The organism is Micromonospora sp., assembly GCF_048594385.1.
In the GTDB taxonomy this organism is placed as follows: Bacteria; Actinomycetota; Actinomycetes; order Mycobacteriales; family Micromonosporaceae; genus Micromonospora; species Micromonospora wenchangensis.
Map to the genome: position 1 here is coordinate 1 of NZ_JBMDWU010000342.1, position 16,897 is coordinate 16,897.

The following is a 16,897-nucleotide window of genomic DNA, read 5'->3' on the forward strand; positions in this document are numbered from 1 at the left end:
CGCGCCCGCCGGCCCGGCCGGTGGACACCGGGCACCCGGCAGGTCCACCGGCACCAGGTGGCGGGCGGCACCGCCTCCGGCCGGCGGTCCTACACGGCGGCGAGGACGGCGGCCTCGATGTGGTCCCGCTGCTCGTCCGACGGCCAGCCACCGACCAGGTAGAACGCGTCGACCACGTCACCGCCGAGGGTGGAGATCCGGGCGGCGCGCACCTGCGCCCCGGCCTCGTCCAGCGCGCAGGTGACCCGGTAGAGCAGGCCGGCCGCGTCGGCGGCGCGCAGCTCCAGCAGGACCGCGTCGGTGGCCGCCTCCCGGTGCCAGACGACCCGGGGGGCCGCTCCCCCGCTGCGGGCGGCCAGCGCCCGGCCGCGCAGCCGTTGGGTCACCGAGACGTCACCGGCGACCGCGCGCCGCAGATCGGCGCTGAGCGCGATCGGGTCCGGGGCCAGCCCGTAGCGCGGCTGCACCCGGCACTCGACCAGGGCCCGGCCGTCGACCGTGGCGGCGTCCGCCGAGATCACCTCCAGCCGGTGCAGGGCCAGGCAACCGGCGACCGTGGCGAGCAGCCCCCGCCGGTCGGCCGCGGCCACCGCCACCCGGTCCTCGGTCAGGTGTACGACCGGCAGCGGCCCGGAGACCAGCGCCGGGTCGGGGGCCGGCGGGGCGGGCACCACGCCCGTGTCCAGGGTGGTCCGCACCCGGGCGACCAGCTCGGCGATCAGCCGCCCCTTCCACCCGGACCAGGCGGCCGGGCCGGTGGCGGCGGCGTCGGCCAGCACCAGGGCGTGCAGCAGCTCCAGCGTGGTGGTGTCGCCGACCCGCTCGGCCACCCCGGCGATCGTCTTCGGGTCGGACAGGTCGCGGCGGGTCGCCACGTCGGGCAGGAGCAGGTGCAGCCGGACCAGCGTGCCGATCAGCGCCGCCTCCTCGGCGGGCAGGCCGATCCGGGTGGCCACCGCCTCGGCCAGCGGTGCGCCGACGGTGGAGTGGTCGCCGTCCAACCCCTTGCCGATGTCGTGCAGGAACGCGCCGATCAGCAGCAGGTCGGGGCGCTCGACGTCGCGGGTGTGCCGGCTCGCCTCGTACGCGGCCTGCACCAGGTGCCGGTCGAGGGTGAACCGGTGCACCGGGTTGTGCTGGGGCAGGCTGCGCATCCGGGTCCACTCGGGCAGCCAGCCGTCGATCAGGCCGTACCGGTCGCAGGTCTCCCAGGCGGGCACCAGGCCGGGGCCGGCGCCGAGCAGGGTGACGAACGCGGCCCGGGCGGCCGGCGGCCAGGGCGCGGGCAGCGGCGGGCAGTACGCGGCCAGCCACTCGCAGGTGGCCCGCGCGATCGGCAGCCGGTGGGTGGCTGCGGCGGCGGCGATCCGCAGCGACAGGCTCGGGTCGGGGCGGGCCCCGATGGCGGTCCGGGCGAGCACCAGTTCCCCGTCGTGCTCGACCACGTCCCGGGCGACCGGGCGGCGCAGCGGCCGGCCGTCGGTGCCCCGGCGACGGCCGGAGCGGAGCCGGTCGGCGGCCCGCCAGGCGTCGTCGAGGGCGTGGCTGACGGTGCGCGCGTCGCCGGCCACCCGGCGCAGCAGGGCGTCACCGTCGCCGGAGTCCGCCCGCGCCCCGGCCTCGGCGGCCGCGGCCGCCGACTGGCGCAGGCCGAGCAGCGCGGCCACCCCGGCGCGTTCCTGGGCGACCAGCCGGTCGACCCGGCGTCCCACCTGCTGGTGGAGGGCGTCGCGGGTGTCCAGCAGCCGCAGGTGGGCGGCGCGGACGGCGGGACGCAGCGCGTCGGTGATCCCGGCGGTGGCGATGGCCCGCAGGATGCCCACGTCGCGCAGCCCGCCGGCGGCCTCCTTCAGGTCGCCTTCGAGCAGGAAGGCCAGTTCACCGTGGGTACGCCAGCGCACCTCGGTGATCTCCCGCAGGGCGGGCAGCTGGCGGACGGCGGTCCGCCGCCAGTGGTCGGTGGCGGTCCGGGTGAGGGTGTCGGCCAGCGCCCGGTCACCGGCGACGAACCGGGCGTCGAGCAGGGCCAGGGCGACCTTGACGTCGTCCTGGGCCACCGACAGCGCCTCGGCGAGGGTACGCACGGAGTGGTCGAGCCGGACCCCGGCGTCCCAGATCGGGTACCACAGTGAGGCGGCCAACTCGTCCACCCCGGCCACCCCGGCGTGCAGCAGCACGAGGTCGAGGTCCCCGTAGGGTGCGCACTGCCGACGGCCGAGGCCGCCGACGGCGATCAGCGCGATGCCCTCCCGGGCCGGCAGCAGGCCGTGCAGCCAGGCGTCGAACGCCCCGGCCCGGGCGAGCCGGGCCGGTTCGCCGATGCCCGCGGGAACCCCGACGACCCCGTCGACCAGGAGGTCCGTCCCTGCGTCGGTGCTGTCGTCCGACGCGTTCCTCCTGGTCGACGGGGTCATCTACAGGTCCTCCTACAGGGCGTCGAGGCCGCGCTCGCCGGTACGAACCCGGACGACCTCTTCCACGCCGGTCACCCAGACCTTGCCGTCACCGATCTTGCCGGTACGGGCGGCGGCCACGATCGCGTCGACGACCTTGTCGACGTCCATCTCGTCGGTGAGCACCTCGACCCGGATCTTGGGCAGGAACTCGACCGTGTACTCGGCACCCCGGTAAACCTCGGTGTGCCCCTTCTGACGCCCGTACCCCTGGACCTCGCTGACGGTCAGGCCGGCAACGCCGAGAGCGTGCAGGGCCTCCTTCACCGCGTCCAGTTGGTACGGCTTGATGACCGCGGTCACCAGCTTCATGTCCATGCCCTCCATTCTCCGAACGTTAACCGGCGACCTTCTCGTCCACCGGCGCGGCGGCCGGCTCGGAGGCCTTCGCGCCACCCGGGGTGATCCCGGCCATCGCGAACGCCCCGCCACCGGCACCGCCGGTGCTCGGGGAGAGGTCGTAACCGCTCTCCGCGTGCTCGCTGATGTCGATACCCTCGACCTCGTCCTCGGCCTTGACCCGGAAACCGAGGGTCTTGTCGATGACGAAGGCGAGCACCCAGGCGACCCCGAAGGACCAGGCGGTCACGATCAGGCCGGCGAGGGCCTGGCGGCCGAACTGGGTCACGCCGCCGCCGTAGAACAGGCCGTCGGAGGCGCCGACCACGTCGCTGATCGCGGCGTTGACCGAGTTGGTGGCGAACAGGCCGAGCCACAGCGACCCGATCCAACCGCCGACGAAGTGCACGCCGACCACGTCGAGCGAGTCGTCGTAGCCGAGCTTGTACTTCAGGCTGATGGCCAGGGCGCAGACCACACCGGCGACGATGCCGAGCAGGACGGCCGCCCAGGGGGCGATGAACCCGCAGGCCGGGGTGATGGCGACCAGACCGGCGACGGCACCGGACGAGGCACCGACCATGGTCGGCTTCTTGTCCTTGATCCACTCCACCGCGATCCAGCCGAGCACCGCCGCGGCGGTGGCGAGCTGGGTGTTGATGAAGGCCAGCCCGGCGACCGAGTCGACGGTCAGCTCCGACCCGGCGTTGAAGCCGAACCAGCCGAACCACAGCAGGCCGGCGCCGAGCGCGACCAGCGGGATGTTGTGCGGCTTCATGCCCTCACGCGGCCAGCCGAGCCGCTTGCCGAGCACCAGGGCGACGGCCAGGGCCGCCGCACCGGCGTTGATGTGCACCGCGGTACCACCGGCGAAGTCGAGCGCGTGGATCTTGGCGCCGATGATGCCGCCGCCCCACACCCAGTGGGCGACGGGGAAGTAGACCAGGGTGGCCCAGCCGAAGGCGAACAGCAGCCAGCCGCCGAACTTGGCCCGGTCGGAGATCGCACCGCTGATCAGCGCGACGGTGATCACCGCGAAGACCATCTGGAACGCCATGAACACGTACAGCGGGACGCCGATGCCGCTGGGGTTCTCCGCCGTGGCGCCCCACAGGTCGGTCTCGGCGAGGAAGGTCTTGGTGCCCAGGTACGCACCGGGGTCGCCCCAGAAACCGTTGACGTCGGTCCCGAAAGCAATGCTGAAACCGTAGAACCACCACAGAACAGAGATGAGCCCGATGGCGGAGAAGCTCATCATCATCATGTTGAGCACGCCCTTGGCCCGGTTGAGGCCGCCGTAGAACAGCGCCAGTCCGGGGGTCATGAGCAGCACGAGAGCGGTCGAAACCAGCAGCCAAACGGTGTTGCCGCCGTCGATCGTCGGTGCTTCAGGCACGCTGGCCTCCTAAAGGTGAAGTTCCCTCCTTCGCGGCTTCCGGGGCAGCGTCGCCCGTACGCCGGTTGCGCGGAAGCTTGGCCGGCTGCTGTTTCCTGGACCGACACCCCTCGATTTCCGACACGTGACGGGTTGTTTCCGGCGTGTGAAGAACCTCGATCATGAAACTCCGGATACGAAAGAGTGGCCGTTCCGGCAACGAACGGCCACTCTTTCCCCGTTGCGGTCGTCAGCGCAGGGCGTACTCCAGGGTGTGCCGTTCGTAGTCGAGCAGGCGCAGATCGCGCATCGGGCGACGGAGGTGACCCTTGTGCACGATCCGGACGAACGCGGGCTCCCCCGCCGCCGCCATCCGCCGGATGCCCTCAACGTGGTCGACGATCCGCTTGCGGATGGTCCGGATCAGCCGGTGCCGGTCCCGGGGGATCAGCCCGTACGCGTCGGCGAAGAGCCGCAGCCGGCGCGGCCGGTCCGGGTGCTTCCAGCCGAGCGTGATCGAGTCCCGGTCGGCGAAGATCGGCACCCAGGTCCACGCCGCGTACGCCACGTCGTAGATCCGGGCCCCGGGCGAGGCGAGGTCGAAGTCGATCAGGCCGAGGGTGCCGTCGGGCCGCCAGATCACGTTGTGCGGGGCGGCGTCGTGGTGGCAGATCACCTCGGTGTCCGGTGGCGGCGGCCCGAACGAGCGCCAGACCGCGCCGGGCGGCGGGGCGAAACCGTACTGGGCGTCGTGGAACATCCGCAGCATGGTCGCCACCGTCACCAGCGCCTCGTCGGTCACCCAGTGCGGGGCCAGCGGGTACTCCCCGCACTCCCCTTCGAGGTAGGACAGCACCTCCCGGTTGCGCTCGTCCATGCCCAGCGCCCGGGGGGCGCCGGTGAACCCGACGTACTCCAGGTGGCGCAGGAGGGCGTGCACCGAGGGCGTCCACGGGCCGGCGTTGCGTCGGACGGTGTCGCCGACCCGGACGACGGTGCTCACGTTCCCGCCGTGCAGCGGGATCTCCTGCGAGGTCACGTACGGTCTCCCCAGGCCCGGCGCCGCATGGCGGGGGTCACGCCACCCGGCGTACGCGCGATCGTCGTTGCTCACCGCGAGGTTACGCGTCCCGGGCGAGCGGCTCGGTGCCGAGCAGCGCGTCGACGAACTGCGCCGGGTCGAAGGGGGCCAGATCGTCCGCGCCCTCGCCGAGGCCGACCAGCTTGACCGGGATGCCGAGCTTGCGCTGGACGGCGATCACGATGCCGCCCTTGGCCGTCCCGTCGAGCTTGGTCAACACCACGCCTGTCACGTTCACCACCTCGGTGAAGACCCGGGCCTGTTCCAGCCCGTTCTGCCCGGTGGTGGCGTCCAGGATCAGCAGCGTCTCGTCGATCGGGCCGTGCTTCTCCACCACCCGCTTGACCTTGCCCAGCTCGTCCATCAGGCCGATCTTGTTCTGCAACCGGCCGGCGGTGTCGATGAGCACGGTGTCGGTGCCGGCGTCGATGCCCCGGCGGACCGCGTCGAAGGCCACGCTTGCCGGGTCGGCGCCCTCGGCGCCCCGGACCGTCTCGGCGCCCACCCGGCCACCCCAGGTCTCCAGCTGGTCGGCGGCGGCGGCCCGGAAGGTGTCGGCCGCGCCGAGGGTGACCGAGCGCCCGTCGGCGACCAGCACCCGGGCGATCTTGCCGCAGGTGGTGGTCTTGCCCGCGCCGTTGACCCCGACCACCAGCAGCACCGCCGGCACGCCGTCGCGGCCGGTGGTGCGCAGCGACCGGTCCAGGCCCGGGTCGAGCGCGGTGACCAGCTCGGTGGCGAGCAGGTCGCGCAGCTCACCGGCGGAGCGGGTGCCGAGCACCCGGGTCCGCTCGCGGAGCCGGTCGACGATGTCCCGGGTGGCGTCGATGCCGACGTCGGCGGTGATCAGGCTGTCCTCGATCTCCTCCCAGGCGTCCTCGTCGAGGTGGTCGCGGGCGAGCAGGCCGAGCAGGCCCTTGCCGAAGGCGTTCTGCGAGCGGGCCAGCCGGGACCGCAGCCGGACCAGCCGGCCGGCGGTCGGCTCGGGACCCTCCAGCGGCGGGGCCGTCGCCCCCGGCGGCTCGACCAGCACGCCGGTGGACCGGTCGGATTCGGCCGCCTCGACGGGTGGCCCGGCCAGGTCCTCCTCGGCCCGGGTGTCGACCTCGGTCTGCGGCAGCGGGGGTGCGGCACGCCGACGCAGCCGGGGCACGACCAGGCCGAGGCCGCCGAGGATCAGCACGCCGAGCAGGGCCAGTGCGACGAGGAGGTAGTCCGTCATGCCGAAATCCTGTCAGATGCCGACGACCGCGTCCCACTCACCGCCTCCAGACCCGGGCGAGCTGCGGGTACGCTCGCCGCTGCCGGGGGTGACCCACCCGCCCACGGGGTAGCAGAGATGAACCGTCTTCTCCTCGGAGGTGCCACCCATGCCCGAGCCACGTCTGCTCATCGGCCCGTTGCTGCGCCGGGTCGTCGACACCCGGGCGACGGTGTGGGTCGAGACCAGCGGGCCCGCGGTGGTCACCGTCCGCACGGCCGACGGCGCCACCGGCTCCGCGCCGACCTTCTCCGCGTACGACCACCACTACGCGCTGGTGGTGGTGGAGGGGCTGACCCCGGACCACGCCACCACCTACGAGGTGCTGGTCGACGACGAGCTGGTCTGGCCGGTGGCCCGCGACGGGTTCCCGCCCAGCGTGATCCGGACCAGGGCGGCCGACGACCGGGACCAGCCGGTGAGCCTGATCTTCGGGTCGTGCCGCGAGACCACCCAGCACAACACCACCCGCAAGCTGCCCCCGGACGCGCTGGACGCGTACGCCCGGCGGCTGATGGCCGCGCCCGACCCGGGCGATCTGCCCGACCTGCTGGTGCTGCTCGGTGACCAGGTCTACGCCGACGTCACCTCGCCCACGGTCCGGCGGCTGCTCAAGCGGCGTCGGCGGCGGCCGAAGGACGCCCCGGCCGACCAGGTGGTCAGCTTCGACGAGTACACCAAGCTCTACCTGGAGTCGTGGCGCGACCCGGAGATCCGCTGGCTGCTCTCCACCGTGCCGAGCGTGATGATCTTCGACGACCACGAGGTGATCGACGACTGGAACACCTCGAAGTCGTGGCGGGCCGACATGCGCCAGCAGGCCTGGTGGGCCGAGCGGATCCGCAGCGGCCTGGCCTCCTACTGGGTCTACCAGCACCTGGGCAACCTCGCCCCGGACGAGATCGCCGCCGACCCGCTCTACGCCAAGGTGGTCGCCGCCGAGGACGCCACCACGGTGCTGCGCGAGTTCGGCGAGCGGGTGGACAAGGAGGCCGACGAGGCGCACGACACCGAGCGCTGGCGGGCCGTGCAGTACCAGTGGAGCTACGCGCTGGACCTGGGCCGGACCCGGCTGGTCATGCTGGACAACAGGTGCAGCCGGGTACTCGAACCGGGTGCCCGGTCGATGCTGCCGGCCGGCGAGTGGTCCTGGTTCCTGGACCGGGCCCACGGGGTCTACGACCACCTGGTGGTCGGCGCGTCGCTGCCCTGGCTGCTGCCGCCGGGCATCCACCACGTGGAGGCGTGGAACGAGAAGCTGGCCGACTCCGGCAGGCCGTGGGTCGCCGGGCTGGCCGAGAAGCTGCGCCGGGCGCTGGACCTGGAGCACTGGGCCGCGTTCCGCCGCTCGTTCGACGCCCTCGGGGCGCTGTTCGTGCGGCTGGGCAGCGGCGAGCCGGGCAGCACCGGGGACCGGGTCGGCGCGGGGCCCGCCTACCCGGCGCCGGCGTCGATCAGCGTGCTCTCCGGCGACGTGCACCACTCGTACGTGGCCCGCGCCCGGTTCGACGACCCGACGGTACGCACCCCGGTGCACCAGCTCACCTGCTCCCCGATCCACAACCAGGTGCCGGCGGCGATGCGCCCGCTGATGAAGCTGGGCTGGAGCGCGGGGCCGGCGGCGGCCACCCGGGCGCTGGCCCGCTCCGCCGGGGTACGCCGCCCGACGGTGCGCTGGAAGAAGCTCGCCGGCCCGTACTTCGGCAACGCGGTGAGCACGTTGCGCCACACCGGGCGGGAGGCGGTGGTGCTGATCGAGGGCACCACCAGCGACGGGCACCTGCGTGAGGTGGCCCGGCAGCGGCTCTCCTCGGCGAAGTGACCCGCGCCACGTACCCTCGGTGCCGTGGACGATCATCTGCCGGAGACACTGCGCGTGCTGGAGCACGAACTGACCGCGTTGCTCCGCCGGGGCCGGGCGCTGTCCTGGGAGATCGCCCGGGAGGTGCATCCCAACCTGGAGCCCAACGCGTACGGCCTGCTGCTGTGGCTGCGCCGGTCCGGGTCGACCCGGTTGACCGACCTGGCCGCCGAGCTGGGTATCGGTAAGGGCACGCTGAGCCGGCAGATCCAGGGGCTGGAGGCGCTGGGCCTGGTGCGCCGCGATCCGGACCCGGCCGACCGGCGGGCGGCGCAGCTACGGCTGACCGAGGAGGGCACCCGGCGCTTCGACGCGGCCCGGTCGGCCCGGATGGACCAGATCAACAGGTCGATGGAGACCTGGCCGAAGCGGGACGTCGAGGAGTTCGCCCGCCTGATGCACCGGTTCAACGAGACCTTCTGAACCCGGCCGCGCCCCGGGTCAGGCGTCGTCGTGCCCCGGGTCCGGGGGAATAGAGCCACGTCACGTCCGGTTGTTGCTTGAGGCAACAAACACTTACGGTTGCCCGAGGCACCCTTTTCACCACCAGCGGAGGCAGCGACGATGACCCAGGCGACAGCGCCCACCCGGGCGACCGGCGTCGAGATGACCCACCGGCAGATCCTGGAGGCCCTCTCCGGACTGCTGCTGGGCATGTTCGTCGCGATCCTCTCCTCCACGGTCGTCTCCAACGCGCTGCCGCGGATCATCACCGAGCTCAAGGGCGGTCAGTCCGCCTACACCTGGGTGGTCACCTCGACCCTGCTGGCGACCACCGCGACCACCCCGATCTGGGGCAAGCTCGCCGACCTGACCAGCAAGAAGATTCTGGTCCAGCTCTCCCTGGCCATCTTCGTGCTGGGCTCCGTGCTGGCCGGGCTGTCCCAGTCCACCGAACAGCTCATCGCCTGCCGGGTGCTCCAGGGCGTCGGGGCCGGCGGCCTCACCGCCCTGGCCCAGGTGATCATGGCGACGATGATCGCGCCCCGCGAACGCGGCCGGTACAGCGGCTACCTCGGCGCGGTGATGGCCGTCGGCACCATCGGCGGCCCGCTGATCGGCGGCGTCATCGTCGACACCTCCTGGCTCGGCTGGCGCTGGTGCTTCTACGTCGGCGTGCCGTTCGCCATCGCCGCCCTGGTGGTGCTCCAGAAGACCCTGCACCTGCCGGTCGTCAAGCGCCAGGTGAAGATCGACTGGTGGGGCGCGACCCTGATCACCGCCGCCGTGTCGCTGCTGCTGATCTGGGTCACCCTGGCCGGCGACAAGTACGACTGGATCTCCTGGCAGAGCGCCGTCATGGTGACCGGCGCGGTCGTGCTCGGCACGCTCGCCATCCGGGTGGAGAACCGGGCCAGCGAGCCGATGATCCCGCCGCGGCTGTTCCGCAACCGCACCATCACCCTCGCCGTCGTCGCCAGCATCGCCGTCGGCGTGGGCATGTTCGGCGCATCGGTCTTCCTGGGTCAGTACTTCCAGATCAGCCGGGGCGAGAGCCCGACCATGTCCGGCCTGATGACCATGCCGATGATCCTCGGCCTGCTGGTCTCCTCCGTCGTCGTCGGCCGGATCATCACCCGGACCGGCCGTTGGAAGCGCTACCTGGTCGCCGGTTCCGCGCTGCTCACCGCCGGCTTCGCGCTGATGGGCACGATCCGCTACGACACCCCGTACTGGCACCTCGCCATCTACATGGCGCTGATCGGCCTCGGGCTCGGCATGACCATGCAGAACCTCGTCCTCGCCGTGCAGAACACCGTCAGCACCCACGAACTCGGCGCGGCCAGCTCGGTGGTGGCGTTCTTCCGCAGCCTCGGCGGCGCGGTCGGCGTGTCCGTGCTCGGCGCGGTCCTCGGCCACCGGGTCAAGGACTACATCGCCGACGGCCTCACCGCCCTGGGCATCCCGGCCTCCGGCTCGGGTAGCGGCGGCGTCCTACCCGACGTGCACACCCTGCCGGGCCCGATCCGGATCGTGGTGGAGAGCGCCTACGGCCACGGTGCCGGCGACATCTTCCTGGCCGCCGCCCCGTTCGGGCTGATCGCCCTGATCGCGGTGATCTTCATCAAGGAGATCCCGCTGCGCATGCACACCGGGGACGCCGTCACCGACACCGTCGCGCAGGAGTCCGCCGTCGCCGCGGGCGGCGGGGCGGCGGTGGTCCGCACCGGGACCGACCGGTGAGCATCCCCGTCGAGCGTGAGCAGTACGGCCCACAGGCCCGCCCGCTGGAGTTCGAGCGGGGCACCGACGGGCCCCGGGTGGTGCTGGTCGGCGTCGACGGCAGCCGGACCTCGCTACGTGCCGCGTCGTACGCGGCGGGGCTGGCCCGCAGGCAGGGCGCCGGGCTGGTGGTGGTCTTCGTCAGCGCCCCGGCCGGCTACGTCTCCCTCATGCCGGGGGTGGTGGCCGGGGCGGTCCAGCAGACCCACGACGAACTCGCCGACGATCTGCGGCAGGAGTGCCGCCGGGGCGCGGAGGAACTGGGGCTGCCGGTGACGTTCCTGTGCCGGCGTGGGGACGCGTACACCGAGCTGCGGGCGGCGGCCGACGAGTCCCGGGCGGACCTGGTGGTGGTCGGCTCCTCCGAGCAGGCGGGGCACCGGCTGGTCGGTTCCGTCGCCACCCGCCTGGTCCGCACCGGCCGCTGGCCGGTCCTCGTCGTCCCCTGACCGGGGCGGGGTCCGGGGAATGTCGGACCGGTCGGCGAGGATGCCGGCATGACCTGGCGTGCACCGGAGATCACCCGGACCCCTGAACTTCCCGTCGGCGACGAGCGGGCCATGCTGGAGAGCTGGCTCGACTACCATCGGCAGACCCTGCTGCTCAAGTGCGCCGGGCTGACCGGCGAGCAGTTGCGCACCCCGAGCGTGCAGCCGTCGACACTGACCCTGCTCGGCCTGGTCCGCCACCTGGGCGAGGTGGAGTCCTGGTGGTTCCGGGAGAACTTCGCCGGGCACCAGGTCGACTACCCGTACGGCACACCCGAGAACCCGGACGCCGACCTCGACGTGACCCACGCCGACGCCGAGGCCGACTTCGCCACCTACCACGAGCAGGTCACCCTGGCCCGGGCCGCCACCGTCGGCCGCTCGCTCGACGAGACGTTCACCGAGGTCGGCGCCAAGAAACGGACCTTCAGCCTGCGCTGGGTCTACCTGCACCTGATCGAGGAGTACGCCCGGCACAACGGCCACGCCGACCTGCTCCGGGAACGCCTCGACGGGGTCACCGGCGAATGACCCCGCCGCCGACCGGCCCGGCCGGAGGTCAGAGCCCCAGCGCCGCCCGCAGGTAGCGCAGTCCCTCCGGCCCACTCCACCGGTACGCCGACAGCCCGGCCGCCCGCGCCCCCCGGATCGCCCAGTCCTCGTCGTCGACGAAGAGCACCCGGGCGGGCGGGGTCTCCAGGGCGGTGCAGGCGGCCTGGAAGTACTCCTTCGCCGGCTTGTGCACCCCGACGACCGAGGAGTTGACCACCACGTCCAGCTCGCCGACCAGGCCCAGCTCGGCGAGGTCGGTGTCGAGCAGGTCGGTGGCGTTGGTGCCCAGCCCGGCCCGGATGCCGGCGGCCCGCGCCTCGCGGACGAGGGCCAGCACGTCGGCGTCGACCTCACCCCGGTAGCGCTGCCACTGCTCCACGGCCGCCCGCGCCCGCTGGGGGCCGACCGACTCGCTCAGCGCGTCGACCACACTGGACATCCAGTCGGCGTGGCTGACCTGCCCGGTCAGCACCGGTTGCAGCCGCCCCCAGTGCATGGCGATCTCGCCGAGCACCCCGGCGGCGAGGCCGTACTCCCGTTCGACGTCGGCGGCCACCGCCGGGTCCCAGTGGCGCAGCACGCCGTCGAAGTCGAGCAGGAGCGCCGTCGGCCGTTCCCGTGCCACTACTGATTCTCCTCGTGTCGGTCGGACCGCTCGGCGTCGGTCCGGTTGAGCCGTTGACTGATCACCTGGGTGACGCCGCTGCGCATGGTCACGCCGTAGAGCGCGTCGGCGATCTCCATGGTCCGCTTCTGGTGGGTGATGACGATGAGCTGGCTCTTCTCCCGCAACTGGGCGAGCAGGGTGATCAACCGGCCCAGGTTGACGTCGTCGAGGGCCGCCTCCACCTCGTCCATGATGTAGAACGGGCTGGGCCGGGCCCGGAAGATCGCCACCAGCATCGCCACGGCGGTCAGCGACCGCTCGCCGCCGGAGAGCAGCGACAGCCGTTTGATCTTCTTGCCGGGCGGCCGGGCCTCCACCTCCACACCGGTGCTGAGCAGGTCGTCCGGCTCGGTGAGGATCAACCGGCCCTCGCCACCGGGGAAGAGCACCGTGAAGACCTGCTCGAACTCGCGGGCCGTGTCGGCGAACGCGCTGGCGAAGACCTCCAGGATGCGCTCGTCGACGTCCTTGACCACGGTGAGCAGGTCACGCCGGGTGGCCTTGAGGTCCTCCAGCTGCTCGGAGAGGAACTTGAAGCGCTCCTCCAGGGCGGCGAACTCCTCCAACGCGAGCGGGTTGACCTTGCCGAGCAGGGCCAGTTCCCGTTCCGCCTTGGCGGCCCGCTTCTCCTGCACCGGCCGCTCGTAACGGACCGGCTCCGGCACCGGCAGGCCGTCGCGTTCGGCCGCCGCCACGTCCACCGGGGTCGGCGGCACGGGCTGGGTCGGGCCGTACTCGGCGACCAGGGTCTCCACGTCCAGGCCGAAGTCCTCGGCGGCCTTGGCCTCCAACTGCTCGATGCGCAGCCGCTGCTCGGCGCGGGCCACCTCGTCCCGGTGCACCTGGCTGGTCAGCCGCTCCAGCTCCGCGCCGAGCCGCTTCGCCGCGCCGCGTACCTCCTGGAGTTCGGCCTCCCGGGCGGCGCGTTCGCGGGCGACCGCGTCGCGGTGCTCCTCGGCCCGCGCGATGGAGGTGCCGAGCCGGGTCGGCGCCTCGCGGGCCCCACCGACCACGGCGCGGGCGATCGCCGCCCCCCGGGTCCGGGCCGCCCGCCGGGCCGCCGCCCGCTCCCGGGCCGCCCGTTCGGCGGTGGCCTGCCGGGCCAGCGAGTCGGCCCGGCCGGCGATCGAGGCGACCCGTTCCTCGGCGGTACGCACCGCGAGGCGGACCTCCATCTCGTTCTGCCGGGCCCGGGGCACCATCGCGGCGAGCTGGTCCCGTTCCTCGGTGGAGGGTTCCGCGTCGATCGGGGTGTCCTCGGCGAGCCGCAGCCGTTCCGCCAGCTCGGCGAGGGCGGCCAGGTCACGTTCCCGGGCCGCCTCGGCGCGGGACCGGCTCTCGCCGAGCCGGTCGGTCTCCGCCTTCGCCGACCGGGCCGCCGCACCCAGCTCGGCCAGCCGACGGGCGGCGGCGTTGCGGTGGCCTTCCGCCTCCCGCTTGGCGGCGGCGGCGTGCTGCACCGCCTCCTTCGCGGCGGCCACCTCGGCCCGGGCGTCGACCAACTGTTCGCGCAGCTCGGCGGCCGTCCGCTCGGCGGTGAGCCGGTTGGTGCGGGCCTCCTCCACGGCGGCCTGCACCTCGATGAAGCTGGCCGCCTTGGCCGACCCGCCGGCCGCCGCGTACGCCCCGACCACGTCGCCGTCCGGGGTGACCGCGCGCAGCTCCGGGTTGCCCGCGACCAGCTCGGCGGCGGCAGCGAGGTCGTCGACCAGCGCCACGTCGCGCAGCGCCCGGTGTACGGCGGGACGCAACTCGGGGGCGCACTCCACCAGGTCCGGTGCCCACCGGGCGGTCTCCGGAAGCCGGGGGCGCAGCGCGTCGGCGGAGCCGGTCATGCCGGGGCCGGCGGGGCTGCCGACCAGCAGGCCGGCCCGGCCGGCGTCGGAGATCTTCAGCAGCCGCATCGCCTCGACGGCCTCGTCGACACCGGTGACCGCGACCGCGTCGGCCAGCCCGCCGAGCGCCGCGGCGAGCGCCGCCTCGTGGCCGGCGGCGACGGTGAGCAACCCGGCCAGGCTGCCCAGCAGGCCGGGCACCTCGTCGGCGCGGGCGAGCAGCGCCCCGGCACCGTCCTTGCGGCGCAGCCCCAGGGCGAGCGCCTCCTCGCGGGCCTTCCACGTCGCGGCGTCCTTCTCGGCGGCCCGCTCGGTGTCGGCCAGCGCCCGGACGGTGGCCTGGGCCCGCTCGTGGGCGGCCACCGCCTCGGCGTGCCGGTCGTCCAGTTCGGCGTTGTCCCGGTCGGCCTCGGTGGACTGTTCGGCGACCGCGTCCAGCTCGGCCTGGGCCTGGTCGGCGCGGGCCAGGGCGTCGGCGTGGGCGGCGGCGAGCCGCTCGATCTCCTCACCGGCGCTCGTGGTCCGCGCCTGCGCCGAGTTCACCTGCCCGGTCAGCCGGGCCAGCCCCTCCCGCCGGTCGGCGATCGCCTTGGCGGCGGCGACCAGTTCCCGTTCGGCGGCGGCGAGCTGGCGTTCCAGCTCCTGCCGGTGCTCGACGGCCTCGGCGAGCCGGATCTGGTCGTCGGTGAGCGCCGCGCGCAGCTCCTCCTCCTGCTCGCGGACCCGCTGCGACTCGGCCTCCAACTGGTCGGGGTCGCGGCCGGGGCGCTCGTCGTCGCCGGTGGCGCTGAGGTGGCGCAGCCGTTCCCGGGCCACCTGCTCCACCGAGCGGAACCGTTCGGAGAGCGCGGAGAGCTTGTACCAGGTGTCCTGGGCGGCGGCGAGCAGCGGCGCGTCCTCGGCGAGCGCGGCCTCCAACTCGCCGAGGCGGCCCTGGACCTCGGCGTGTTCGCCCTCGATCTGTTCGCGCCGCTGGCGCAGCGCCGTCTCGTCGGCGATCTCCTTGTCGAGGGTGGCCCGCAGGGTGTGCAGGTCGTCGGCGAGCAGCCGGAGCCGGGCGTCGCGCAGGTTGGCCTGGATGGCGGCGGCCCGGCGGGCCACCTCGGCCTGGCGGCCCAGCGGCTTGAGCTGACGGCGCAGCTCGGCGGTGAGGTCGGTCAGCCGGTTGAGGTTCGTCTGCATCGCGTCGAGCTTCCGCAGCGCCTTCTCCTTGCGCTTGCGGTGCTTGAGGACCCCGGCCGCCTCCTCGATGAACGAGCGGCGGTCCTCCGGCTTGGCGTGCAGCATGCCGTCGAGCCGACCCTGGCCGACGATGATGTGCATCTCCCGGCCGATGCCGGAGTCGCTGAGCAGCTCCTGGATGTCGAGCAGCCGGCAGGAGTCGCCGTTGATCTCGTACTCGCTCTCGCCGGAGCGGAACATCCGGCGGGTGATGGAGACCTCGGTGTACTCGATCGGCAGCGCGCCGTCGGTGTTGTCGATGGTGAGGGTGACCTCGGCCCGGCCCAGCGGCGCCCGCCCGGCGGTGCCGGCGAAGATGACGTCCTCCATCTTGCCGCCGCGCAGCGCCTTGGCGCCCTGCTCGCCCAGCACCCAGGCGATCGCGTCGACGACGTTGGACTTGCCGGAGCCGTTCGGGCCGACCACGCAGGTGATCCCGGGCTCCAGCTTCAGCGTCGTGGCGGAGGCGAAGGACTTGAACCCCTTCACCGTCAGACTCTTGAGATGCACCTGTCCGATCCTCGTCCGGTGGCCACCGCAGGCGTCGCGGGCTGCGCGGACCTGGTGAACCCGCAGACTAACCCGTGGGTACGCGGCGACCGGCACGCGACCCGCCCCGGGACCGCCGGCCGACCGCCGTGCGGGGGGTGGAATTGATCGGGGTGGCCCACGCCACATCGGTTCGCAAGATCGTGAATTGGTGAGCGGAGAAATATGTGGCGGACAGCACTGCGCGCCGGCACGAAAGTGTCGGCGCGCTTTTTCGCGGTGGTGCTGTTCAGTTTTCTGCGTACCCGACGATCAGGTGAGCGCCGGCTCGGCCAGCCGGAGGAGGTCGTCCACCTCCGCCGCAGCCGCCGCGAGCCGATCGTTGTCGGCACGCAGGCGCGTGATCTCGAACTCCAGGGCCTGGACCCTGGAACGCAGTCGGGTGACCTCGTCGAGCAGACGCCGGTCGGGCGCTGCACCTACGTGGCCGTAGAGGGCCTTCGCCATGCTGACTCCTTGATATGCGCTGCCGGAAAAGCCGGCCAACGCGCGCCCATTTCGTGTTCGCGACTACTACCAGGCCATCGAAATCCGGGCGTGGCTGGGCGCGACTGGCGACACCTACATATTGAGCGATAACCCCTCGTTCGTCAAGTTCTCGCAGGCCGTAGATCATCTCCACGTCTGCCCTGTGCACTTGCTGAGGGGGCCGCAAGGCTCGGACACTCTCTGTCCGGACTCCTTGACTCTACGCCTTCCCGGACGGGTACGGTGACCCTGGACGGTCGTCCCTCCTTAACTCTTCCTTAGCCACATTGCCGCTGTTCCGTGGCCGCCGTAGCGTCACCCCGGCCCGCAAGCGACCCGTGGAGGCGACAGGCGTGTACGGCTGGACCGACCCGAACGACCCGGACGCCGCATACCGACGGCCGCAGCCGTCGACGGATGACCCGGCCTGGCTGACCGACCGCCCCGCCCCCCGCTCGGCGTACCTCTTCGGCGACGACCCGGCCGCGGGCGCACCGGCGCAGCCGGGCCCCGCCGGGGCGGAC

At 73.0% G+C, this 16,897-nt stretch carries 13 protein-coding genes and 1 pseudogene; 6 read left to right on the top strand and 8 right to left on the bottom strand.

The genetic code is table 11. From position 1 onward, the window contains the following. Positions 1-89: 89 nt before the first annotated feature. From ACOJTC_RS18375 to ftsY, 5 genes are all read right to left on the bottom strand, one after another. Positions 90-2,414: a [protein-PII] uridylyltransferase gene (locus ACOJTC_RS18375; protein WP_420117808.1), complete on the bottom strand. Its 2,325-nt coding sequence runs from the start codon at positions 2,412-2,414 to the stop codon at positions 90-92. A gap of 12 nt (positions 2,415-2,426) precedes the next feature. Continuing rightward, positions 2,427-2,765, bottom strand: coding sequence for a P-II family nitrogen regulator (locus ACOJTC_RS18380; RefSeq protein ID WP_067307311.1), 339 nt, complete (start codon positions 2,763-2,765; stop codon positions 2,427-2,429). Positions 2,766-2,790: 25 nt separating this feature from the next. Next, positions 2,791-4,188, bottom strand: coding sequence for an ammonium transporter (locus tag ACOJTC_RS18385; RefSeq protein WP_204923816.1), 1,398 nt, complete (start codon positions 4,186-4,188; stop codon positions 2,791-2,793). Positions 4,189-4,417: 229 nt separating this feature from the next. Continuing rightward, on the bottom strand, positions 4,418-5,281 hold the full coding sequence (locus ACOJTC_RS18390) for an aminoglycoside phosphotransferase family protein (RefSeq protein WP_204923815.1): 864 nt from the start codon (positions 5,279-5,281) through the stop codon (positions 4,418-4,420). Between the two features lie 7 nt (positions 5,282-5,288). Then, complete coding sequence (ftsY, locus tag ACOJTC_RS18395) at positions 5,289-6,470, bottom strand: signal recognition particle-docking protein FtsY (protein WP_420117809.1); 1,182 nt, start codon at positions 6,468-6,470, stop codon at positions 5,289-5,291. A 148-nt stretch (positions 6,471-6,618) separates the two neighbouring features. Here ftsY and ACOJTC_RS18400 point away from each other — a divergent pair, with 148 nt between their 5' ends. From ACOJTC_RS18400 to ACOJTC_RS18420, 5 genes are all read left to right on the top strand, one after another. Further along, on the top strand, positions 6,619-8,331 hold the full coding sequence (locus tag ACOJTC_RS18400) for an alkaline phosphatase D family protein (RefSeq protein WP_420117810.1): 1,713 nt from the start codon (positions 6,619-6,621) through the stop codon (positions 8,329-8,331). Between the two features lie 24 nt (positions 8,332-8,355). Then, positions 8,356-8,793 (top strand): MarR family winged helix-turn-helix transcriptional regulator, encoded by a 438-nt coding sequence (locus ACOJTC_RS18405; protein WP_420117811.1) that lies wholly within the window; start codon positions 8,356-8,358, stop codon positions 8,791-8,793. A gap of 141 nt (positions 8,794-8,934) precedes the next feature. Beyond that, positions 8,935-10,554 carry an MDR family MFS transporter gene (locus ACOJTC_RS18410; protein WP_420117812.1) on the top strand — a complete coding sequence of 540 codons (1,620 nt, stop codon included), beginning with the start codon at positions 8,935-8,937 and terminating at the stop codon, positions 10,552-10,554. After that, positions 10,551-11,042, top strand: coding sequence for a universal stress protein (locus ACOJTC_RS18415; protein ID WP_420117813.1), 492 nt, complete (start codon positions 10,551-10,553; stop codon positions 11,040-11,042). Before ACOJTC_RS18410 ends, ACOJTC_RS18415 begins: the two co-directional genes overlap by 4 nt. 48 nt (positions 11,043-11,090) lie before the next feature. After that, a complete protein-coding gene (locus tag ACOJTC_RS18420) occupies positions 11,091-11,612 on the top strand; it encodes a DinB family protein (protein ID WP_420117814.1) in 522 nt (173 codons plus the stop codon). Positions 11,613-11,640: 28 nt separating this feature from the next. Here ACOJTC_RS18420 and ACOJTC_RS18425 read toward each other — a convergent pair whose 3' ends face one another. The 3 genes from ACOJTC_RS18425 to ACOJTC_RS18435 all read right to left on the bottom strand — a co-directional run bounded on the left by ACOJTC_RS18425 (position 11,641) and on the right by ACOJTC_RS18435 (position 16,352). After that, entirely contained in the window at positions 11,641-12,258 is a 618-nt protein-coding gene (locus ACOJTC_RS18425) for an HAD family hydrolase (protein ID WP_420117815.1), read from the bottom strand. Then, positions 12,258-15,866: a chromosome segregation protein SMC gene (smc, locus tag ACOJTC_RS18430; protein ID WP_420117816.1), complete on the bottom strand. Its 3,609-nt coding sequence runs from the start codon at positions 15,864-15,866 to the stop codon at positions 12,258-12,260. Before smc ends, ACOJTC_RS18425 begins: the two co-directional genes overlap by 1 nt. Before the next feature lie 291 nt (positions 15,867-16,157). After that, positions 16,158-16,352, bottom strand: coding sequence for a hypothetical protein (locus tag ACOJTC_RS18435; RefSeq protein WP_067305353.1), 195 nt, complete (start codon positions 16,350-16,352; stop codon positions 16,158-16,160). A 359-nt stretch (positions 16,353-16,711) separates the two neighbouring features. On the opposite strand from ACOJTC_RS18435, the pseudogene ACOJTC_RS18440 reads away from it, so the two are divergent. Then, a pseudogene (locus ACOJTC_RS18440) lies at positions 16,712-16,897 on the top strand (hypothetical protein); the annotation flags it as partial.

Bases quoted from the DNA above. Each gene is read 5' to 3' on its own strand.
- ACOJTC_RS18410 (WP_420117812.1), top strand. From the start codon at position 8,935: ATGACCCAGGCGACAGCGCCCACCCGGGCGACCGGCGTCGAGATGACC.
- ACOJTC_RS18375 (WP_420117808.1), bottom strand. From the start codon at position 2,414: ATGACCCCGTCGACCAGGAGGAACGCGTCGGACGACAGCACCGACGCA.
- ACOJTC_RS18400 (WP_420117810.1), top strand. From the start codon at position 6,619: ATGCCCGAGCCACGTCTGCTCATCGGCCCGTTGCTGCGCCGGGTCGTC.
- ACOJTC_RS18420 (WP_420117814.1), top strand. From the start codon at position 11,091: ATGACCTGGCGTGCACCGGAGATCACCCGGACCCCTGAACTTCCCGTC.
- ACOJTC_RS18380 (WP_067307311.1), bottom strand. From the start codon at position 2,765: ATGAAGCTGGTGACCGCGGTCATCAAGCCGTACCAACTGGACGCGGTG.
- ACOJTC_RS18435 (WP_067305353.1), bottom strand. From the start codon at position 16,352: ATGGCGAAGGCCCTCTACGGCCACGTAGGTGCAGCGCCCGACCGGCGT.
- ftsY (WP_420117809.1), bottom strand. From the start codon at position 6,470: ATGACGGACTACCTCCTCGTCGCACTGGCCCTGCTCGGCGTGCTGATC.